This window comes from Pseudomonas sp. AC169 (genome assembly GCF_979258515.1).
Genome location: NZ_OZ409866.1, coordinates 3,654,527 through 3,674,195, shown reverse-complemented (window position 1 = coordinate 3,674,195; position 19,669 = coordinate 3,654,527). Strand labels below are relative to the sequence as shown.

The window sequence follows — 19,669 nt, the reverse complement described above, 5'->3', positions numbered from 1 at the left end:
CCAAGCCGCAAAGTTACGCATACCGCCTTTAACTTGCAGCTTGGCGCTTGTAACTCGAAGCTTAAAAGTACCCCTGACGTTTTTTGTCTTCCATCGAGCCGGCGCCATCGTGGTCGATGACACGGCCCTGGCGCTCGGAAGTTCGCGTCAGGAGCATTTCCTGAATGATGTCCGTCAGGCTTTCGGCCTCGGACTCCACCGCGCCCGTCAACGGGTAGCAGCCAAGGGTACGGAAACGCACTTTCTTTTTGACGATGCGCGCTTTGTCTTCGTCGGACAGGTGCTCGAGGATGCGCTCGTCGTCGATCATGATCAGCGTGCCGTTCTTCTCGATCACTTCGCGTTCGGCAGCGAAGTACAGCGGCACAATCGGGATGCCTTCGAGGTAGATGTACTGCCAGATGTCCAGCTCGGTCCAGTTCGACAATGGGAATACACGAATGGATTCGCCCTTGTTGACCTTGCCGTTGTAGACGTTCCACAACTCGGGACGCTGGTTTTTCGGGTCCCAGCGGTGCTTGCTGTCGCGGAACGAGTACACGCGCTCTTTGGCACGGGATTTCTCTTCATCGCGACGGGCGCCGCCGAAGGCTGCGTCGAAACCATGCTTGTCGAGGGCCTGTTTCAGGCCTTCGGTTTTCATGATGTCGGTGTGCTTGGCGCTGCCGTGGGTGAACGGGTTGATGTTCTGCGCCACGCCATCGGGGTTGATGTGGGTGATCAGGTCCAGGCCCAGTTCTTCGACCATCTTGTCGCGGAACTTGTACATCTCCTGGAATTTCCAGCGGGTGTCGACGTGCATCACCGGAAACGGCAGTTTGCCCGGGAAGAACGCCTTGCGTGCCAGGTGCAGCATCACGGCGGAGTCTTTACCGATGGAGTACAGCATCACCGGGTTATCGAACTCGGCGGCCACCTCGCGGATGATGTGGATGCTTTCCGCCTCCAGCTGTTTCAGATGCGTCAGTTTGTCGACCATGGCTACTCACGAAAACTTTCTTATGAACGGCCAGCGGGCCGTGTTCGAGCGGGGAATCCTAGCACAGCGACCTTCTTCTAATCAGGACGCGAGCTAGAACGAAAGGGCATATGAATATGCCCACTCGTTTGGGCGATGACGGTCCTGTAGGAGCTGCCGAAGGCTGCGATCCTTTGATCTGGCCTTTTAAAAAACAAGATCAAAAGATCGCAGCCTTCGGCAGCTCCTACACAGGGGAGTGGTGCTCGTCAGATCGGGTTCGGGATGTCGATGAAGATGTGTTCGACGGCAAAGCGTTTCGCCAGATAGTCGCCCAGTGCCTGTACGCCGTAGCGCTCAGTGGCGTGGTGACCGGCGGCGATAAAACTGATGTCGTTCTCGCGGGCGCTATGGAAAGTCTGCTCGGAAGCTTCACCGCTCAGGTACAGATCGACGCCCGCCGCGACGGCTTGATCGATATAGCCCTGACCGCCGCCGGTGCACCAGCCAACCCGGCGAATCATCGGATTACCCTCAATCAGCAACGGCTCGCGCCCCATCACTTCCTGTACCTTGCGGGCGAAATCGCGGGCGGTCAGCGGTTCTTTCAGCGAGCCAACCAGACCGACGATTTTCAGGTTGTCCGGATCCAGTGGCCCTTCGACGGTGATATCCAGCTGCCGCGCCAACTGCACGTTATTGCCAACGTCCGGATGCAAATCCAGCGGCAAGTGATACGCCAGCAAACTGATGTCGTGTTTGAGCAGCGTCTTCAGTCGACGCTGCTTCATGCCGGTGATGCACGGGCTCTCGCCCTTCCAGAAATAACCGTGATGCACCAGCACCAGATCGGCTTCGGCCTCGACGGCGGCATCCAGCAACGCCTGACTGGCAGTGACGCCGCTGACGATACGCATCACCTGCGGCCGGCCTTCGACCTGCAAGCCGTTGGGGCAATAATCGGCAATTTTCGCACTGCCAAGGTAACGGTCGGCTTCTTCGACGAGGGTGCTGAGGGCAACGGCCATGAAAGACTCCTAAATATCCCGTTCAGAGGCACGCGCGGCCTCGTATAATGCGCGACATTATGGGCGGTCTGACCCCGCCTGCAACTTTTCCAGGACGTGCTTAATGTTCAAGGCGCTGCGTTTTATGGGCTGGCCGCTGTTGGCCGGCGTGCTTATCGCTCTGTTGATTATTCAGCGTTACCCGCAGTGGGTCGGGCTGCCGAGCCTCGACGTCAACCTGCAACAGGCCCCGCAAACCACCAGCGTGCAGCAGGGGCCCGTGTCCTATGCCGATGCGGTAACCATTGCCGCACCATCGGTGGTCAACCTGTACACCACCAAAGTCATCAACAAACCGGCGCATCCGCTGTTTGAAGATCCACAGTTCCGGCGCTTCTTTGGTGACAACTCGCCGAAGCAGAAACGCATGGAGTCGAGCCTCGGTTCCGGCGTGATCATGAGCCCGGAAGGCTACATCCTCACAAACAACCACGTGACCAGCGGCGCCGATCAGATTGTGGTCGCCCTGAAGGACGGCCGCGAAACCCTCGCCCGCGTCATCGGCAGCGACCCGGAAACCGACCTCGCGGTGTTGAAAATCGATCTGAAAACCCTGCCGGCCATCACCGTCGGCCGCTCCGACAACATTCGCATCGGCGACGTCGCGCTGGCCATCGGCAACCCGTTCGGCGTCGGCCAGACCGTGACCATGGGCATCATCAGCGCCACCGGGCGCAATCAGTTGGGCCTGAACAACTACGAAGACTTCATCCAGACCGACGCGGCGATCAACCCGGGTAACTCCGGCGGTGCGCTGGTCGATGCCAACGGCAATCTCACCGGCATCAACACGGCGATCTTCTCCAAGTCCGGCGGCTCGCAAGGCATCGGCTTCGCGATCCCGGTGAAACTGGCGATGGAAGTGATGAAGTCGATCATCGAACACGGTCAGGTGATTCGCGGCTGGCTGGGAATTGAAGTGCAGCCGCTGACCCAGGAACTGGCCGAGTCGTTCGGTCTGTCCGGGCGTCCGGGGATTGTCGTTGCGGGGATCTTCCGCGATGGCCCGGCACAGAAGGCTGGCCTGCAATTGGGGGATGTCATTCTGAGCATCGATGGCGAGCCGGCCGGTGATGGTCGTCGTTCAATGAACCAGGTTGCACGGATCAAACCGACTGACAAAGTGACGATTCAGGTGATGCGCAACGGCAAAGAGATCAAGCTCACCGCAGAAATCGGCCTGCGCCCACCACCGGCGCCAGTGAAAGAAAAAGAAGAATAAAACTTTGTTCGCGCCAAATGCGCGAATAAAAGAAATTCTCAACAGGCATGTTATATTGTTTCAATTCTAGCAATTGGAACAACATAACATGTCGTCTCGAACAAAGGCTTCCCTGCTCGGCCTAAGTCTTGGTCTGCTGGTCGATCCAGCCTTCGCTGAAGAACCCAAACCGCTTGAACTGGACGCCATCAGCGTCATCTCCGACTACGAATCGCCGACCGGACCGGTCAAGGGCTACCGCGCCACGCGTTCGTCCAGCGCGACCAAAACCGACACCGCTATCCGCGATATCCCGCAGGCGATCAGCGTAGTGCCCGCGAGCGTGCTCAAGGATCTGGGCAGCACCAGCGTCGAGCGCGCACTGGATTTCGCCGGCGGCGTGTCGAAGCAAAACAATTTCGGCGGCCTGACGCTTTATGAATACAGCGTGCGCGGATTCACCACATCGGAGTTCTACAAGGACGGCTTCAGCGCCAATCGCGGCTATCCGAGCACACCGGATGCAGCCAACATCGAGCGCATCGAAGTACTCAAAGGCCCGGCTGCCAGCCTTTACGGTCGGGGCGATCCCGGCGGCACGGTGAACATTGTCACCAAGAAACCGCAGCCCGAAGCCTTCACCACTTTGCAAACCAGCGCTGGCAGTTGGGATCGCTATCGCACCGCGCTGGACGTCAACACGCCACTCGATGAACAAGGTGATGTGCTGTCGCGGATCAACCTTGCGGTCGAAGACAACCACAGTTTTCGCGATCACGTCGACAGCCAACGCGTATTCGTCGCGCCCTCGATCAGTTGGCAACTGAACCCGGACACTTCGCTGTTGGTGGAAAGCGAAATCGTCCGTCACAGCTCCACTTTCGATCGCGGCATCGTCGCGCCGAACAACAAGTGGAGCGGCGTGTCGCGCTCAACCTTCCTCGGCGAACCCAACGACGGCAACATCGATAACCACAACAATCTGCTCCAGGCGACCCTCGAACATCATCTCAACGACAACTGGAAGCTGCGCCTGGCCAGCCACTACAAGGAAGGCAAACTCTGGGGCGACGCCTCGGAACAACGGGCGCTGAACGCCGACGGCCACACGGTCAACCGTCGCTATCGCGAGCGCGATACCAGTTGGCACGACAGCATTACCCAACTGGAACTGCGTGGCCTGTTCGACCTTGGCCCGTGGCAACACGAACTGCTGATCGGCACCGAATACGAAAATTTCCGCAAAAACGAGCGCGTCACCACGATTGCCGGCGGCCCTTACGCCATCGACATCTACAAGCCGATCTACGGCCAGCCAAAACCCAACGGCGCACGCTCAGGAAGCGACTTCTTCGAACACGTCGAAAGCCACGCGCTGAACCTGCAGGATCAGATCGTCTTTACCGACAAACTGCGCGGGATGATCGGCGCGCGTTTCGAGCATTTCGATCAGCACATCGACGACCACAGTCGCAACGCCACAAGCGACCAACGCCACGATGCGCTCACCCAGCGCGCCGGATTGCTCTACCAATTGACGCCGCAAACGGGCGTATTCGCCAACGCCTCAACCTCGTTCAAACCGAACAACGGCCTCGACGCCTCAGGCAAATCCTTCGATCCGGAAGAAGGCGTCGGTTACGAAATCGGCATCAAGAACGAGCTGTTCGACGAGCGCCTGAGCAGCACCCTCGCCTTCTTCCACATCGACAAGGAAAACGTCCTCGCCCTCGACCCGGCCAGCGATACCAGCCGCGCCATGGGCAAGGCGCGCAGTCGCGGTTTCGATTGGCAAGTCACCGGGCAAGTCACCGACGCCTTGCGCGTGATCGGTGCGTTCGCCTACATCGATGCCGAAGTGACCCAAGGCGACGCGGTGATTCCCACCGGCAGCCGCATCCTCGGTGTGGCCAAGCGCAGCGGCAGTCTGCTCGGGGTTTATGAATTTCAGGATGGCCATCTGCGCGGCTCGGATGTCGGCGCCGCGTTCACTTATGTCGGCGACCGCTCGGGTGAATCCGGCAGCGACTTCGAATTGCCGGCCTATCACACCGTCGACCTGCTGGCCCATTACAAGGCCAGCGACAACGTCACGGTAGGCCTGAACCTGAACAACGTCTTCGACGAAAAGTACTACGAGCGCTCTTACAGCAACTACTGGGTCAATCCCGGTGAGCCGCGCAATTTCACCGTCAGCCTGACACTCAACCTGTAAAAGGAGGTCACCATGCAATACGGCAAAACCTTTGTGCTCTTCGCCGCGCTGTTCGCAGGCGAAGTTTCGGCCCATGGTCTATGGACCGAAGAGCGTCGCGGCAATATCGAAGTGGTCTACGGTCACGGCGCTGAGGACAATGCGTTCAAAGCGCAGAAGATCAGCGGCGCCTGGGCTTACGACGTTGCCGGCAAGATGATCCCGGTCAGCGTCGAGCGCCTGACGGATCATGCTCGTCTGAAACCTTTGAAATCGCCGGCGGTGATGGCCGTGGCACTGAACAATGGTATGTGGTCGCAGACCGCTGACAAGAAGTGGGTCAACGAAGGCCGCAGCAAAGTGCCGGGCGCTGTCGAGGCGACGGAGACGTTTAAGTACAGTCTGGCGATTTACCAGCCGGGGGCGAAGTTGCCGAAGCTTGATCAGATCAAATTGCTGATTGTGCCGGAGGTTGACCCGTTGACTGTGGGGCCGGGGAAATCATTGCCGGTGCGGGTATTGCTCGATGGCAAACCGGCAGCGGGGGTGAGGTTGATTGGCGATTACCGCAGTGCGCCGAACACGTTGAGTACCGAGACTGACAAGGATGGTCGGGCACAGGTGTTGGTGAGGAATGAAGGGTTGAATGTGATTGCGGCGCAGGTTGAGGTGCCGGTGACGGACAGTGTGGATGTGAATAGTCGTGGGTTGTTTAGTTCGCTGACATTCCTTGGCGAGCCGCATCACGAATAAGAGCAGACCCTCACCCCAGCCCTCTCCCAGAGGGAGAGGGAGCCGACCGAGTTGTCTTGTGAGGTACATCGACCTGAAAGACCGAGTCGATTATGGATTCGGTAAAGCAGCATCAGGTCGGTGCAATTCAACAGCATCCCCCAATCAGTCCCCTCTCCCTCTGGGAGAGGGTTAGGGTGAGGGGCTTTTGCTTTTAGAGGTCGCCAAGCCCATCAATCAGCGCCTGATTCTGCTCCGGCGTACCAATCGAAATCCGCAGGAACTGCGCAATCCGCTCCTGCTTGAAGTGCCGCACGATCACACCCTGCTCACGCAGCTTGGCCGCCAGCCCCGCCGCATCATGCCGTGGATGCTGCGCGAAGATGAAGTTCGCCGCCGACGGCAACACGTCAAACCCCTTGGCCTGCAACTGCGCAACCACCCACTCACGGCTCTCGATCACCAGACGGCAAGTCTTGTCGAAATGCTCGCGATCTTCGAACGCCGCCGCCGCACCGACAATGGCCAGACGATCCAGCGGATAAGAGTTGAAGCTGTTCTTGATGCGCTCCAGCGCCTCGATCAGATCCGGATGCCCGACCGCCAGCCCCACGCGCAAACCCGCCAGCGAACGCGACTTGGACAGGGTCTGTGTCACCAGCAGGTTCGGATAACGGTCCACCAGACTGATCGCGGTTTCGCCGCCAAAGTCGATGTACGCCTCGTCTACCACCACCACCGAATCCGGGCTGGCCTTGAGGATTTGCTCGACAGCATCCAGTGCCAGCAGGCAACCGGTCGGCGCGTTCGGATTCGGGAAGATGATCCCGCCATTCGGCTTGGCGTAGTCCGCCGGGTTGATCTGGAACTGCGCGTCCAGCGGCACCGCATCAAACTCGATGCCGTACAAACCGCAGTAAACCGGATAAAAGCTGTAGCTGATGTCCGGGAACAGCAGCGGCTGACCGTGCTGCAGCAAGCCGTGAAAAATGTGCGCGAGCACTTCGTCGGAACCGTTGCCGAGGAACACCTGATTGCTCTGCACGCCGTAATACTCGGCGACCGCATTTTTCAGCAGGTCGCTGTTCGGATCCGGGTACAGACGCAGGTTGTCATTCAGTTCGACCTGCATCGCTGCCAAGGCTTTTGGCGACGGGCCGTACGGGTTTTCGTTGGTGTTGAGCTTGACCAGTTTGGTCAGTTTCGGCTGTTCGCCCGGCACGTAGGGCACCAGATCCTTGACGAATGGGCTCCAGAATTTACTCATCGCTCAGTTCCCCTGCCCTTTTAGAAAGTCTTCGTCTTTGATGCGGTATTCGGCGCTGCGCGCGTGGGCGCTCAACGATTCGCCACGGGCCAGAACCGATGCAGTTTTCCCCAACTCGGAAGCACCGGCCTCGGAGCAGAAGATGATCGACGAACGTTTCTGGAAGTCATACACACCCAGCGGCGAGGAGAACCGCGCGGTGCCGGAAGTCGGCAATACGTGGTTCGGACCTGCGCAGTAATCGCCCAGCGCTTCGGAAGTGTGGCGGCCCATGAAGATTGCGCCAGCGTGGCGGATCTGCGGCAGCCAGGCTTGCGGGTCAGCGACCGACAACTCGAGGTGTTCCGGGGCGATGCGGTTGGCGACTTCGATGGCTTGGGCCATATCCTTCACGTGAATCAGCGCACCGCGACCATTGATCGAGGTTTCGATGATGGTCGCGCGATCCATGGTCGGCAGCAGTTTGTCGATGCTCGCGGCGACCTTGTCGAGGAACTCGGCGTCCGGGCTGACCAGAATCGCCTGCGCGTCTTCGTCGTGCTCGGCTTGCGAGAACAGGTCCATGACGATCCAGTCCGGATCGGTCTGGCCGTCGCACACCACTAGGATTTCCGAAGGACCGGCGATCATGTCGATGCCGACCTGACCGAACACGTGACGCTTGGCGGTGGCGACATAGATGTTGCCCGGGCCAACCACCTTATCCACTTTCGGAACGCTTTCGGTGCCGTAGGCCAACGCAGCGACGGCTTGCGCACCGCCGATGGTGAACACCCGGTCAACGCCGGCGATGCACGCGGCCGCCAGCACCAGTTCGTTGATTTCACCGCGCGGGGTCGGCACGACCATGACCACTTCGGTCACACCGGCGACCTTGGCCGGAATCGCGTTCATCAACACCGACGACGGGTACGACGCCTTGCCGCCCGGCACGTACAGACCGGCGCGATCCAGCGGCGTGACCTTCTGGCCCAGCACCGTGCCGTCGGCTTCGGTGTAGCTCCAGGAATCCTGTTTCTGTTTTTCGTGGTAGCTGCGCACGCGGGCGGCGGCTTTTTCCAGCGCTTCGCGCTGCGCCACGGTGATACGCGTCAGGGCCAGTTCCAGACGCTCGCGCGGCAGGATCAGGTCGGCCATCGAAGCGACTTCGAGGCCGTCGAATTTCTGGGTGAACTCGACCAGCGCCGCGTCACCGCGTTCGCGCACAGCCTTGATGATGTCCAGCACCCGCTGATTGACCGAGTCGTCAGACACACTTTCCCAGCTCAGCAGATGATCCAGATGATGCGCGAAATCCGGGTCAGCAGCGTTGAGTCGGCGAATTGCAGTCGTTGCGGTCATAGCGAGAGCCTCATAGGAATGGCAAAAACTCAGGCGCCCGAAACTATCATTCGATCCGCTTAGGCACCTGAGAATTCTGGCTATGAGGCGGATAGACGGCGCGACCTCGGGTCGCGCAGGTAAATCAGCCGCGGTGTCGCGATTCCACTGCGTTGCGCAGGGTATCGATCAACGCCTGGATTCGGGCGTGTTGCATTTTCATCGAAGCCTTGTTGACCACCAGGCGCGAGCTGATCGTGGCGATCAGTTCCTGAGGTTCCAGGCCGTTGGCGCGCAGGGTGTTGCCGGTGTCGACCACGTCGATGATCTTGTCGGCCAGACCGATCAGCGGTGCCAGCTCCATCGAGCCGTACAGCTTGATGATATCGACCTGACGGCCCTGCTCGGCGTAGTAACGCTTGGCGACGTTGACGAACTTGGTCGCCACGCGCAGACGGCCCTTGGGCTCCGGCGCGCCGATCTTGCCGGCGGTCATCAGTTTGCACTGAGCAATTTGCAGATCCAGTGGCTCATAGAGGCCCTGGCCGGTGTATTCCATCAACACGTCTTTACCGGCCACGCCGAGGTCAGCCGCGCCATGCTCGACATAAGTCGGCACATCGGTAGCACGCACGATCAGCAGACGAACGTCGTCCTGCGTCGTGGGAATGATCAGCTTGCGGCTCTTGTCCGGATTCTCGGTCGGCACGATGCCCGCTTCGGCGAGAAGCGGCAGGGTGTCGTCAAGGATGCGGCCCTTGGACAGTGCGATGGTCAACATGGGAAACGTCAGTCCTTATCAAGGTACTCATGTCCGGTCGCAATCGGCGCCGGACACACATCGAGCCGGAAACCGGCTCGACTCTTAAACTCAGTGGACACGTCCCTGTGTCCCAATGCAGCAATCAGCCCGGAACGCGACGGATCTTGGCGCCCAGCATCTGCAGTTTTTCTTCGATGCACTCGTAACCACGGTCGATGTGGTAGATGCGGTCGATCAGCGTGTCGCCTTCGGCAACCAGTGCCGAGATCACCAGACTGGCCGAAGCACGCAGGTCGGTGGCCATCACTGGCGCGCCCTTGAGGACTTCAGTACCGGTAACGATGGCAGTGTTGCCTTCGACCTGGATCTTGGCGCCCATGCGGTGCAGTTCGTAGACGTGCATGAAACGGTTTTCGAAGATCGTCTCGATCACCGCACCAGTGCCTTCGGCAATGGCGTTGAGCGAGATGAACTGCGCCTGCATGTCAGTCGGGAATGCAGGGTACGGCGCGGTGCGCACGTTGACTGCTTTCGGACGCTTGCCGTGCATGTTCAGCTCGATCCAGTCTTCACCACAGGTGATTTCTGCGCCGGCTTCGCGGAGTTTCTCCAGAACGGCTTCGAGGATGGTCGGATCGGTGTCCTTGACCTTGACACGGCCACCGGTCACGGCAGCGGCGACCAGGTAGGTGCCGGTTTCGATACGGTCAGGCATGACCTTATAGAAAGCCGAACCCAGACGCTCGACGCCATCAATGGTGATGGTGTCGGTGCCAGCACCGGAAACCTTGGCGCCCATGGCGTTGAGGAAGTTGGCCAGGTCGACCACTTCAGGCTCGCGAGCGGCGTTCTGCAATACGCTGCGGCCCTTGGCCAGAGCAGCAGCCATCATGATGTTCTCGGTACCGGTCACACTGACGGTATCGAAGAAGAAGTGTGCACCGCGCAGGCCGCCTTCAGGCGCCTTGGCCTTGATGTAGCCGCCTTCGACGTCGATGACCGCGCCCATGGCTTCGAGGCCACGGATGTGCAGGTCGACCGGACGTGAACCGATGGCGCAACCGCCAGGCAGTGCGACTTCGGCTTCACCGAAACGGGCAACCATCGGGCCCAGTACCAGGATCGACGCACGCATGGTTTTCACCAGTTCGTACGGGGCGATCAGGGTCTTGATGGTGCGCGGGTCGATTTCGACGCTGAGTTTCTCGTCGATCACCGGCTCGATGCCCATGCGACCGAACAGCTCGATCATGGTGGTGATGTCGTGCAGGTGCGGCAGGTTGCCAACGGTCACCGGGCCATCGCACAGCAGGGTGGCGGCCAGGATCGGCAGGGCAGAGTTCTTTGCCCCGGAAATGCGGATCTCGCCATCAAGACGAGCGCCACCGGTAATAATCAATTTATCCATAAGAATCTCGACGCCCTTAGGCTCAGGTGCGCTCGGCCCAGGCCGCGCTGCTGAAAAATTTCATAGTGACCGCATGGATGCTGCCATCGGTGATCCATGGGTTCAAATGGGCATAGATCTGCTGCTGACGCTTCACCGGGCTCAACGCCGCCAGTTCATCGCTAATCACGTTCAGCTGGAAATTGCAGCCTTCGCCCTCAACTTCTACCAACGTTCCGGGCAGCTTTCCTTCAAGGAAGCTCTTCACTTCTACGGCCTGCATGCTCAACCTCAATCGGCGCCCTGTGCGCACGGGTCGGACATCATACAAAAAAGCCCCGCGCCTGCGAACCCCGCATGGCAGGACTCTGACGGGGGGCTTCTTTATAGATGTGGGTTCAGGGGTGCGCCAACAGTTCGGTCAGTTCACTGACCTGAGCGATTTCGCGCATGTCTTCGGGCATCGCACGGATGCTGACAGCCTTGCCGGCCGCATTCGCATCGCGCATGAAGCACAGCAGCAACGACAAGCCGACGCTGCTGGACTTCTTCACCGCCGAGCAGTCGATCACCAGCGAAGAGGCCTTGCTGGATTTGATCAGCGCCTGGCCTTCCTTGCGCAGGTCGGCGCCGGTTCGGTAATCCAGCACTCCGCTGAGCAGAAGCTCGTCGACATCACTCATACGAACTGCGGCCTCATTCATTGCGCGGGGTTCTTTTCGGTGGCTTCTTTGGCCTTGGCCACTTCACCGGCCCAACCATTGATGGTCTTGTCCAGATCGTTGCCGTTGCGCTGCATGGCGTCGGCGAACTGATCACGGAACAGTTTGCCGATGTTGATGCCATTGATGATCACGTTGCGCAGTTTCCACTCGCCGTTGATCTTCTCCAGCGTGTACTGCACAGGGTAGATTGCGCCGCTGCTGCCCTTGACGGTCATGTTGACGCTGGTGCGGTCGCCCGATTCGTCCTTGGCAGGATCAACGGTAATACCTTGGTTGTTGTACTCGAGCAAGGCGTTGCCGTAGAACTGAAACAGGCCTTTCTTGAAGTTTTCCTGAAAAGTCTGCATCTGCGCGGGCGTGGCTTTGCGCGAGTACTTGACCGTCATGATGCTCTTGGAGATGCCTTCGGCGTCCACCACTGGCCCGACGATGCTGTTGAGCGCCGCGTAGAAATCAGTCGGATCCTGCTTGTATTTCTCTTTGTTGGCAGCCAGATCGGCCAGCAACCGGGTGGTTGTATCCTGAACCAGATCATGCGCGGATTGCCCAGGCGCAGCGTTAGCCATCAGAGGCAATGCCGCGAGCAACACCAACAGGCCACGTCGCAAGGTAGAAATCATTCAAAAGCTCCTCATTTGGCGTCTTTGCTAACGGTATTGAGCAGGAATTTACCGATCAGGTCTTCCAGTACCAGAGACGACTGGGTGTCGTGGATGGTTCCGCCATCCTTCAGCGGTTTGTCTTCCCCGCCGACGCTGATACCGATGTACTTCTCGCCCAGCAGACCAGCGGTCAGGATAGACGCTGTGGAGTCGGTCGGCAGGTTGTCGACCTTTTTATCCACTTGCAGGGTGACTCGACCGGTAAAGCTGTCGCGATCCAGATCGATCGCCGTGACCTTGCCGATGGTCACACCGGCCATGGTCACTTTGGCTCTGACCGTCAAACCGGCGATATTGTCAAAGTAGGCATACAGTTTATAGGTGTCGGTGGTCGACGTCGGAGACAGACCACTGACCCGCAAAGCAAGCAGCAACAAAGCCAGGATCCCTGCCAGCAGGAACAGGCCGACACCGATTTCCAGGGTGCGGTTTTGCATCAGAAATCTCCAAACATCAAAGCGGTCAGAATAAAGTCCAGGCCGAGCACTGCCAGCGAGGCAAACACTACGGTCTTGGTGGTGGCACGACTGATCCCCTCGGAAGTGGGCTCACAGTCATAGCCTTGGAATACGGCAATCCAGGTCACTACAAAGGCGAAAACAATACTTTTGATCACGCCATTGAGCACGTCACTGGTGAAATTCACGCTGTTCTGCATGTTTGCCCAATAAGAGCCTTCATACACACCCAGCCAGTCGACAGCCACCCACGAACCGCCCCAGATGCCCACGACGCTGAAAATCATCGCCAGCACCGGCAGGGAAATGAAGCCGGCCCACAAGCGCGGGGCAATGATGTACTTGAGCGGATCGACACCGATCATTTCCAGACTGGACAGCTGTTCGGTGGATTTCATGTTGCCGATCTCGGCAGTCAGTGCCGAACCGGCACGACCGGCGAACAACAGCGCTGTCACCACCGGGCCGAGCTCACGCAACAGGGTCAGCGCAACCATCTGCCCCACGGCCTGTTCCGAACCGTAGCTCGACAGAATGCTGAAGCCCTGCAGCGCCAGCACCATGCCAATGAAGATCCCGGAAACGACGATGATCACCAGCGACATCACGCCGACCGAATGCAGTTGCTTGACCAGCAAGCTGAAACCGCCGCTGATCCCGCCACGCCCCAGCAGGGCATGAAACAGGAACAGCGTCGCACGACCGAACACCGCAACGGCGTCGATCGCCGCCTCGCCGAATCGACGCACGCGTTCTATTAATGAAATTCTGCGCATCAGCGCTTCCCCAGAAGATCTGCGCGGTAATCCGTCGCTGGAAAATGGTACGGCACCGGGCCATCGGGATCGCCGGTCATGAACTGACGGATACGCGGCTCGTCCGAGTTCATCAACTCGTCCGGCGTACCCTGCCCCAGCACCTGACCATCACCGACCAGATAGATGTAGTCAGCGATGCTCGCGGTTTCAGCCAGATCGTGGGACACCACGATACTGGTGATCCCCAGCGCATCGTTGAGCAGACGGATCAGACGGACCAGCACGCCCATGGCGATCGGGTCCTGGCCGACGAACGGCTCGTCGTACATGAGAATCTGCGGATCGAGCGCAATCGCCCGCGCCAGTGCGACCCGACGCTTCATGCCACCGGACAGCTCATCCGGCATCAATTCGATGGCACCGCGCAGACCGACCGCCTGCAATTTGAGCAGGACGATGTCGCGGATCATTTCTTCCGGCAAATCGGTATGAACGCGCAGGGGGAAAGCCACGTTCTCGAACACATCGAGATCGGTGAACAGTGCGCCGCTTTGAAACAGCACACCCATGTGCTTTCGCGCATCGAACAGATCGCTGCGCGAAAGCGCAGGCAGGTTCTGGCCGTTGACCCAGACTTCGCCGCTGGCTGGACGCAGTTGTGCGCCCATCAATCGCAGCAGCGTGGTCTTGCCACACCCGGAAGGTCCCATGATGCCGGTGACCTTGCCGCGCGGTATGCGAATATCGACGTTATTGAAAATGCTGCGCGCACCGCGCTTGAAGGAGACTCCCTTCAGCTCGACCGCGTAGGCGTTATCGGCACTCATCTAAACTCCTTGCGATGCAGCCTCTCACTCGGACGCCTGTCTTTACTTGAAAAGTACGTACATCCCGGGCAGGCCGAACTGGCGGCGAACTATATCACTGCAAAGGCTACGCGCCCAAGGCTTGTACCAGCCTGTGTTCGGCGATTTGACAGGTCCGCAGGCTCTTTTCCCGGGTTTTGGTAACGAGGAATGACAAAGCACGACGAACTTGCGTGAGGCTTTGCAACATAACCGCTATAATCGCCGCCTTTTCATCGGGCTATACGATTTCTGACATGAGCCAATCCAGCGACCTGATTCAATCGGCACAACGCACCATCCAACTCGAAGTGGAAGCCGTACAAGGCTTGTTGCCCCATATCGACGCCGATTTCGTACGCGCTTGCGAGATGATTCTGGCCAGCAAGGGCCGTGTAGTCGTGGTCGGCATGGGCAAATCCGGGCACATCGGCAACAAGATCGCCGCGACCCTGGCCAGCACCGGCACTCCTGCTTTTTTTGTGCACCCGGCCGAGGCCAGCCATGGCGACATGGGCATGATCACCCGCGATGACGTGATCCTGGCCCTGTCGAACTCCGGCTCGACCAACGAAATCGTGACTTTGCTGCCGTTGATCAAACGTCTGGGCATCCAGTTGATCAGCGTCACCGGCAACCCACAATCGCCACTGGCCAAGGCTGCCGAGGTCAATCTCAATGTTCACGTCGAACATGAGGCTTGCCCGCTGAACCTGGCGCCGACCTCCTCGACCACCGCAGCGCTGGTCATGGGTGATGCGCTGGCCGTCGCGCTGCTGGAAGCACGCGGTTTCACCGCAGAAGATTTCGCTTTCTCGCACCCGGGGGGCGCGCTCGGTCGTCGTCTGTTGCTGAAAGTGGAAAACGTCATGCACGCCGGGCAGGAATTGCCGCAAGTACAACGCGGCACGCTGCTCAAAGACGCATTGATGGAAATGACCCGTAAAGGTCTGGGCATGACCGTCATCCTTGAAACTGACGGTAAACTGGCCGGAATCTTCACTGACGGCGACTTGCGCCGCACGCTCGATCGCAGTATCGACATTCGCAGTGCCACCATCGACCAGGTCATGACGGCGCACGGCAAGACTGCACGGCCCGAGATGCTGGCCGCCGAAGCCCTGAAAATCATGGAAGATCACCGAATCAACGCATTGGTAGTCGTAGATGAGGAAGATCGCCCGGTCGGCGCCTTCAACCTCTCCGATCTGCTGCGCGCAGGAGTCATGTAATGAGTAACGATCTGCTGCAACGCGGCAAAGCGATCAAACTGGCGGTTTTCGACGTCGACGGCGTCCTCACCGACGGGCGCCTGTATTTCCTTGAAGACGGCAGCGAATTCAAGACATTCAATACCCTCGACGGCCAAGGCATCAAAATGCTGATGAACGCTGGCGTGCAGACCGCTATCATCAGCGGCCGCAAGACCCCGGTGGTCGAGCGTCGAGCGAAAAACCTGGGGATTCCCCACCTGTTTCAGGGGCGTGAAGACAAATTGGTCGTTCTCGACGGTCTGCTTGAGCAACTGGGCCTAAGCTATGAAGAGGTCGCCTATCTCGGTGACGACCTGCCGGACCTGCCGGTAATCCGCCGCGTAGGGCTGGGCATGGCCGTGGCCAACGCTGCCGACTTCGTCCGTGAACACGCCCATGGTGTTACCCGCGCCCGTGGTGGCGAAGGTGCCGCCCGCGAATTCTGCGAATTGATCCTGCGCGCCCAGGGCCGCCTCGATGCGGCCAACGCCGCGTACCTGTGAGCCAAGCCATGTTCAGCAAAAAATTTCGTAACTTCCTGCTGTTCGGCTGCATCGCTGCGATTTTCGCCGCGGTCGGCTATTGGAACATCAGCCCGGAACGCTTCCTCGACAAGCCTCCGGTCTCTTCCATCGAAACACCTATCGACTGGTATGCGACCAACACGCATACCCTGCAATATTTGCCGGACGGCAAAGTGCAGTATGAGATGACCTCCGACAAGGCCGAGCATGTCAAGGCAACCGATATCACACTGGTCACCAAACCCGACCTGAACATGTATCGCGGAACCGAGTTTCCGTGGCATGTGACCAGTGAGCGCGGCGAAGTGAATTCGGGCGGCACCCAAGTGGAATTGATCGACTCGGTACGCATCAAGCGCACCGATGAACAGAACCGCGACCTGCTGGTTACTTCCACGCGCATGACAGTGTTCCCGCAGGAGCAATATGCGCAGACCGAGCAACCCGTTAGAATCGACGGCGCTGGCGGTGTATCGACTGGCGTTGGAATGAAAGCGTACCTGAAGGAAAGCAGGATACACCTGCTATCGAACGTAAGAGGACAGTATGAGGCTCGTTAAAACCCTCCCTATTTTGCTCAGTCTGGGCGCAGCACTGGGAAGCGTGAGCGCCTGGGCTCTGCCGAACGATCAGCAGCAACCTATCCGCATTCAGGCCGACGACGCCCAACTGGACGACAAGAACGGCATCGCCACTTATAAGGGTGATGTCATCATCACTCAGGGTTCGATGAAGGTGACCGGTAATACCGTGACCATCACCCGCACCCCGGCCGGCGATATCGACGTGGTGACGTCGGTGGGCAACCTTGCCTACTTCGAACAACTGCAAACCCAAGGTGACGCCAAGCCTGTACAGGGCTGGGGCGTGACGATCCAGTACCACGCCGCGCAAAACCGCGTTGTGCTGATCGACAAGGCCAAGGTTGTCGACAAGGACAACAACACGACTCAGGGCGAAAAAATCGTCTATGACACCGTGAAGAAACTGGCCAGCGCCGGTCGCGCTACCGGCAGCAAGGTCACCGAGGCGCGCCCGCGCATCGATATGGTGATCCAGCCGAAGAAGAAAACCGACGAGAAAACCCAGTAATGGCAACTCTGAAAGCTCAGCACCTGGCCAAGGCCTATAAAAGCCGCCAGGTCGTGCGTGACGTCAGCCTGTCGATCGACAGCGGCCAGATCGTCGGCCTGCTCGGCCCGAACGGCGCCGGCAAGACCACATGCTTCTACATGATCGTCGGCCTGGTTCAGGCCGATCAGGGCCGTGTGCTGATCGACGATCTGGACGTCAGCCACCAGCCGATGCACGGTCGTGCGAAGGCCGGTATCGGCTATCTGCCGCAAGAAGCGTCGATCTTCCGCAAACTGTCGGTGGCCGACAACATCATGGCCATCCTCGAGACCCGTCAGGAACTCGACAAGGCCGGCCGTCGCAAGGAGCTGGAAAGCCTGCTTCAGGAGTTCCACATCAGCCATATCCGCGACAACCTCGGTATGAGCCTGTCGGGTGGTGAACGCCGCCGGGTGGAAATCGCTCGCGCACTGGCCACGGCACCAAAATTCATCCTGCTCGACGAACCGTTCGCCGGTGTCGACCCGATCTCGGTCGGCGACATCAAGCAGATCATCCACCATCTTAAGGCCAAGGGTATCGGTGTATTGATCACCGACCACAACGTCCGCGAGACGCTGGATATCTGCGAAACCGCTTATATCGTCAACGATGGTCAACTGATCGCCGAAGGCGACGCAGAAACCATCCTGGCCAACGATCTGGTCAAGGAAGTGTATCTGGGCCACGAGTTCCGCCTGTAAGCGCGACAGTGCCCGGTGCGCCGCCGGGGCGCCGTATCGATTCAAGCAGGAATTAATACGCTTTAATTGTTACAGCGCTCTAGGCAAACACTTCAGTTTCAGGCATATAATTTGCTTAAGTTTGGCGCTTCGGCGCCCTGTAGTGGATGGCGCATAGCGCCGGCGAATAAGGTGTTAAGCCCCTGCCATGAAACCATCGCTAGTCTTGAGAATGGGCCAGCAGCTGACGATGACACCGCAGCTGCAACAGGCCATCCGCCTGCTCCAATTGTCGACCCTGGATCTGCAACAGGAAATCCAGGAGGCTCTGGAATCCAATCCGATGCTCGAACGCCAGGAAGAAGGCGACGACTTCGACAATTCCGACCCCATGGCCGACAACGCCGAACAGAAGCCCAACACCGAGATCCAGGAACCTTCGTATCAGGAAACCGCCCCGACGGTGGACAACCTCGAGGAAGGCGAATGGAACGAGCGCATCCCTAACGAGCTCCCGGTCGACACGGCTTGGGAAGACGTCTATCAGACCAGCGCCAGCAGCCTGCCCAGCAACGATGATGATGAGTGGGACTTCACCACCCGCACCTCTGCTGGCGAAAGCCTGCAAAGTCACCTGCTTTGGCAACTGAACCTCGCACCGATGTCCGACACCGATCGCCTGATCGCCGTGACCCTGATCGATTGCATCAACAATCAGGGCTACCTGGACGAAACCCTCGAAGAGATCCTTGAGGCGTTCGACCCGGAACTGGACATCGAACTGGACGAAATCGAAGCCGTCCTGCACCGCATCCAGCAGTTTGAACCGGCCGGTATCGGCGCCCGCAACCTTGGCGAATGCCTGCTGCTGCAATTACGTCAGCTGCCGGCCAAGACGCCTTGGCTGATTGAAGCGAAACGCCTGGTCAGCGATTACATCGACCTGCTCGGCGGCCGCGACTACAGCCAGTTGATGCGCCGCATGAAGCTCAAGGAAGACGAGCTGCGCCAGGTGATCGAACTGGTACAAAGCCTGAATCCGCGTCCGGGTTCGCAAATCGAATCCACCGAAGCCGAGTACGTCGTGCCTGACGTTATCGTGCGCAAGGACAACGAGCGCTGGCTGGTCGAGCTCAATCAGGAATCCGTGCCACGCCTGCGCGTCAACGCCCAGTACGCCGGTTTCGTCCGTCGCGCCGACACCAGCGCCGACAACACTTTCATGCGCAATCAGTTGCAGGAAGCCCGCTGGTTCATCAAGAGCCTGCAGAGCCGCAACGAAACCCTGATGAAAGTTGCCACCCAGATCGTCGAGCATCAACGCGGTTTTCTGGAGTACGGCGACGAAGCCATGAAGCCGCTGGTTCTGCATGACATCGCCGAAGCTGTCGGCATGCACGAATCGACGATTTCCCGGGTGACCACGCAGAAATTCATGCATACCCCGCGCGGTATTTATGAGCTGAAATACTTTTTCTCCAGCCACGTCAGCACCTCCGAAGGCGGCGAATGCTCGTCCACAGCGATCCGCGCGATCATCAAAAAACTGGTTGCCGCGGAAAATCAGAAAAAGCCGTTGAGTGACAGCAAGATCGCTGGTTTACTGGAGGCACAAGGCATTCAGGTGGCTCGCCGCACCGTCGCCAAGTACCGCGAATCCCTCGGGATCGCGCCTTCGAGCGAACGCAAGCGGTTGATGTAAGCCACGTTACAGCGTTCCAGTGGCAGGCTATCCAGCCTGCCGCTTTATGCACTGGCA

General features: G+C 59.0%; 21 protein-coding genes. 9 read left to right on the top strand and 12 right to left on the bottom strand.

The annotated features are described in order from the left end of the window. Positions 1-61: 61 nt before the first annotated feature. Positions 62-979, bottom strand: a complete 918-nt coding sequence (cysD, locus tag ACZZ0G_RS16460) for a sulfate adenylyltransferase subunit CysD (RefSeq protein ID WP_007912374.1) — start codon at positions 977-979, stop codon at positions 62-64. 248 nt (positions 980-1,227) lie between these two features. Beyond that, positions 1,228-1,986 (bottom strand): Nif3-like dinuclear metal center hexameric protein, encoded by a 759-nt coding sequence (locus ACZZ0G_RS16455; protein ID WP_463556822.1) that lies wholly within the window; start codon positions 1,984-1,986, stop codon positions 1,228-1,230. A 103-nt stretch (positions 1,987-2,089) separates the two neighbouring features. Here ACZZ0G_RS16455 and algW point away from each other — a divergent pair, with 103 nt between their 5' ends. From algW to ACZZ0G_RS16440, 3 genes are all read left to right on the top strand, one after another. Then, entirely contained in the window at positions 2,090-3,247 is a 1,158-nt protein-coding gene (algW, locus tag ACZZ0G_RS16450; RefSeq protein ID WP_016987037.1) for a Do family serine endopeptidase AlgW, read from the top strand. An 88-nt stretch (positions 3,248-3,335) separates the two neighbouring features. After that, positions 3,336-5,441, top strand: coding sequence for a TonB-dependent siderophore receptor (locus ACZZ0G_RS16445; protein WP_463556821.1), 2,106 nt, complete (start codon positions 3,336-3,338; stop codon positions 5,439-5,441). Positions 5,442-5,453: 12 nt separating this feature from the next. Continuing rightward, a complete protein-coding gene (locus ACZZ0G_RS16440; RefSeq protein ID WP_463556820.1) occupies positions 5,454-6,173 on the top strand; it encodes a DUF4198 domain-containing protein in 720 nt (239 codons plus the stop codon). Positions 6,174-6,366: 193 nt separating this feature from the next. Here the strand turns inward: ACZZ0G_RS16440 and hisC are convergent, their stop codons facing one another. From hisC to ACZZ0G_RS16390, 10 genes are all read right to left on the bottom strand, one after another. Further along, complete coding sequence (hisC, locus tag ACZZ0G_RS16435; protein ID WP_463556819.1) at positions 6,367-7,419, bottom strand: histidinol-phosphate transaminase; 1,053 nt, start codon at positions 7,417-7,419, stop codon at positions 6,367-6,369. 3 nt (positions 7,420-7,422) lie between these two features. Beyond that, positions 7,423-8,760, bottom strand: coding sequence for a histidinol dehydrogenase (gene hisD, locus ACZZ0G_RS16430; RefSeq protein ID WP_463556818.1), 1,338 nt, complete (start codon positions 8,758-8,760; stop codon positions 7,423-7,425). Positions 8,761-8,884: 124 nt separating this feature from the next. Continuing rightward, entirely contained in the window at positions 8,885-9,520 is a 636-nt protein-coding gene (gene hisG, locus ACZZ0G_RS16425) for an ATP phosphoribosyltransferase (RefSeq protein ID WP_007912384.1), read from the bottom strand. 124 nt (positions 9,521-9,644) lie between these two features. Further along, positions 9,645-10,910, bottom strand: a complete 1,266-nt coding sequence (gene murA, locus ACZZ0G_RS16420; protein ID WP_007912385.1) for a UDP-N-acetylglucosamine 1-carboxyvinyltransferase — start codon at positions 10,908-10,910, stop codon at positions 9,645-9,647. A gap of 22 nt (positions 10,911-10,932) precedes the next feature. Beyond that, positions 10,933-11,172: a BolA family protein gene (locus ACZZ0G_RS16415; RefSeq protein ID WP_007912386.1), complete on the bottom strand. Its 240-nt coding sequence runs from the start codon at positions 11,170-11,172 to the stop codon at positions 10,933-10,935. A gap of 115 nt (positions 11,173-11,287) precedes the next feature. After that, on the bottom strand, positions 11,288-11,593 hold the full coding sequence (locus ACZZ0G_RS16410) for an STAS domain-containing protein (protein WP_242205265.1): 306 nt from the start codon (positions 11,591-11,593) through the stop codon (positions 11,288-11,290). Next, positions 11,590-12,234, bottom strand: coding sequence for an MlaC/ttg2D family ABC transporter substrate-binding protein (locus ACZZ0G_RS16405; protein WP_463397660.1), 645 nt, complete (start codon positions 12,232-12,234; stop codon positions 11,590-11,592). Before ACZZ0G_RS16405 ends, ACZZ0G_RS16410 begins: the two co-directional genes overlap by 4 nt. An 11-nt stretch (positions 12,235-12,245) precedes the next feature. Continuing rightward, positions 12,246-12,713, bottom strand: coding sequence for an outer membrane lipid asymmetry maintenance protein MlaD (gene mlaD, locus ACZZ0G_RS16400; protein ID WP_007912400.1), 468 nt, complete (start codon positions 12,711-12,713; stop codon positions 12,246-12,248). Continuing rightward, positions 12,713-13,510, bottom strand: a complete 798-nt coding sequence (gene mlaE, locus ACZZ0G_RS16395) for a lipid asymmetry maintenance ABC transporter permease subunit MlaE (RefSeq protein ID WP_007912402.1) — start codon at positions 13,508-13,510, stop codon at positions 12,713-12,715. The genes mlaD and mlaE overlap by 1 nt, the downstream gene beginning before the upstream one ends. After that, entirely contained in the window at positions 13,510-14,319 is an 810-nt protein-coding gene (locus tag ACZZ0G_RS16390) for an ATP-binding cassette domain-containing protein (protein WP_463556817.1), read from the bottom strand. The genes mlaE and ACZZ0G_RS16390 overlap by 1 nt, the downstream gene beginning before the upstream one ends. Before the next feature lie 275 nt (positions 14,320-14,594). Here ACZZ0G_RS16390 and ACZZ0G_RS16385 point away from each other — a divergent pair, with 275 nt between their 5' ends. The 6 genes from ACZZ0G_RS16385 to ACZZ0G_RS16360 all read left to right on the top strand — a co-directional run bounded on the left by ACZZ0G_RS16385 (position 14,595) and on the right by ACZZ0G_RS16360 (position 19,612). Further along, a complete protein-coding gene (locus ACZZ0G_RS16385) occupies positions 14,595-15,569 on the top strand; it encodes a KpsF/GutQ family sugar-phosphate isomerase (protein WP_007912405.1) in 975 nt (324 codons plus the stop codon). After that, positions 15,569-16,093 carry a KdsC family phosphatase gene (locus ACZZ0G_RS16380; protein WP_007912407.1) on the top strand — a complete coding sequence of 175 codons (525 nt, stop codon included), beginning with the start codon at positions 15,569-15,571 and terminating at the stop codon, positions 16,091-16,093. The genes ACZZ0G_RS16385 and ACZZ0G_RS16380 overlap by 1 nt, the downstream gene beginning before the upstream one ends. A gap of 8 nt (positions 16,094-16,101) precedes the next feature. Next, on the top strand, positions 16,102-16,674 hold the full coding sequence (gene lptC, locus ACZZ0G_RS16375) for an LPS export ABC transporter periplasmic protein LptC (RefSeq protein WP_463556816.1): 573 nt from the start codon (positions 16,102-16,104) through the stop codon (positions 16,672-16,674). Then, a complete protein-coding gene (gene lptA / locus ACZZ0G_RS16370; protein WP_397484279.1) occupies positions 16,661-17,206 on the top strand; it encodes a lipopolysaccharide transport periplasmic protein LptA in 546 nt (181 codons plus the stop codon). Before lptC ends, lptA begins: the two co-directional genes overlap by 14 nt. Further along, positions 17,206-17,931 carry an LPS export ABC transporter ATP-binding protein gene (gene lptB / locus ACZZ0G_RS16365; RefSeq protein ID WP_008085069.1) on the top strand — a complete coding sequence of 242 codons (726 nt, stop codon included), beginning with the start codon at positions 17,206-17,208 and terminating at the stop codon, positions 17,929-17,931. Before lptA ends, lptB begins: the two co-directional genes overlap by 1 nt. 187 nt (positions 17,932-18,118) lie before the next feature. After that, positions 18,119-19,612, top strand: a complete 1,494-nt coding sequence (locus ACZZ0G_RS16360; RefSeq protein ID WP_463556815.1) for an RNA polymerase factor sigma-54 — start codon at positions 18,119-18,121, stop codon at positions 19,610-19,612. The last annotated feature ends 57 nt before the right edge of the window (positions 19,613-19,669 follow it).

Bases quoted from the DNA above. Each gene is read 5' to 3' on its own strand.
- cysD (WP_007912374.1), bottom strand. From the start codon at position 979: ATGGTCGACAAACTGACGCATCTGAAACAGCTGGAGGCGGAAAGCATC.
- ACZZ0G_RS16455 (WP_463556822.1), bottom strand. From the start codon at position 1,986: ATGGCCGTTGCCCTCAGCACCCTCGTCGAAGAAGCCGACCGTTACCTT.
- algW (WP_016987037.1), top strand. From the start codon at position 2,090: ATGTTCAAGGCGCTGCGTTTTATGGGCTGGCCGCTGTTGGCCGGCGTG.
- ACZZ0G_RS16445 (WP_463556821.1), top strand. From the start codon at position 3,336: ATGTCGTCTCGAACAAAGGCTTCCCTGCTCGGCCTAAGTCTTGGTCTG.
- ACZZ0G_RS16440 (WP_463556820.1), top strand. From the start codon at position 5,454: ATGCAATACGGCAAAACCTTTGTGCTCTTCGCCGCGCTGTTCGCAGGC.
- hisC (WP_463556819.1), bottom strand. From the start codon at position 7,419: ATGAGTAAATTCTGGAGCCCATTCGTCAAGGATCTGGTGCCCTACGTG.
- hisD (WP_463556818.1), bottom strand. From the start codon at position 8,760: ATGACCGCAACGACTGCAATTCGCCGACTCAACGCTGCTGACCCGGAT.
- hisG (WP_007912384.1), bottom strand. From the start codon at position 9,520: ATGTTGACCATCGCACTGTCCAAGGGCCGCATCCTTGACGACACCCTG.
- murA (WP_007912385.1), bottom strand. From the start codon at position 10,910: ATGGATAAATTGATTATTACCGGTGGCGCTCGTCTTGATGGCGAGATC.
- ACZZ0G_RS16415 (WP_007912386.1), bottom strand. From the start codon at position 11,172: ATGCAGGCCGTAGAAGTGAAGAGCTTCCTTGAAGGAAAGCTGCCCGGA.
- ACZZ0G_RS16410 (WP_242205265.1), bottom strand. From the start codon at position 11,593: ATGAATGAGGCCGCAGTTCGTATGAGTGATGTCGACGAGCTTCTGCTC.
- ACZZ0G_RS16405 (WP_463397660.1), bottom strand. From the start codon at position 12,234: ATGATTTCTACCTTGCGACGTGGCCTGTTGGTGTTGCTCGCGGCATTG.
- mlaD (WP_007912400.1), bottom strand. From the start codon at position 12,713: ATGCAAAACCGCACCCTGGAAATCGGTGTCGGCCTGTTCCTGCTGGCA.
- mlaE (WP_007912402.1), bottom strand. From the start codon at position 13,510: ATGCGCAGAATTTCATTAATAGAACGCGTGCGTCGATTCGGCGAGGCG.
- ACZZ0G_RS16390 (WP_463556817.1), bottom strand. From the start codon at position 14,319: ATGAGTGCCGATAACGCCTACGCGGTCGAGCTGAAGGGAGTCTCCTTC.
- ACZZ0G_RS16385 (WP_007912405.1), top strand. From the start codon at position 14,595: ATGAGCCAATCCAGCGACCTGATTCAATCGGCACAACGCACCATCCAA.
- ACZZ0G_RS16380 (WP_007912407.1), top strand. From the start codon at position 15,569: ATGAGTAACGATCTGCTGCAACGCGGCAAAGCGATCAAACTGGCGGTT.
- lptC (WP_463556816.1), top strand. From the start codon at position 16,102: ATGTTCAGCAAAAAATTTCGTAACTTCCTGCTGTTCGGCTGCATCGCT.
- lptA (WP_397484279.1), top strand. From the start codon at position 16,661: ATGAGGCTCGTTAAAACCCTCCCTATTTTGCTCAGTCTGGGCGCAGCA.
- lptB (WP_008085069.1), top strand. From the start codon at position 17,206: ATGGCAACTCTGAAAGCTCAGCACCTGGCCAAGGCCTATAAAAGCCGC.
- ACZZ0G_RS16360 (WP_463556815.1), top strand. From the start codon at position 18,119: ATGAAACCATCGCTAGTCTTGAGAATGGGCCAGCAGCTGACGATGACA.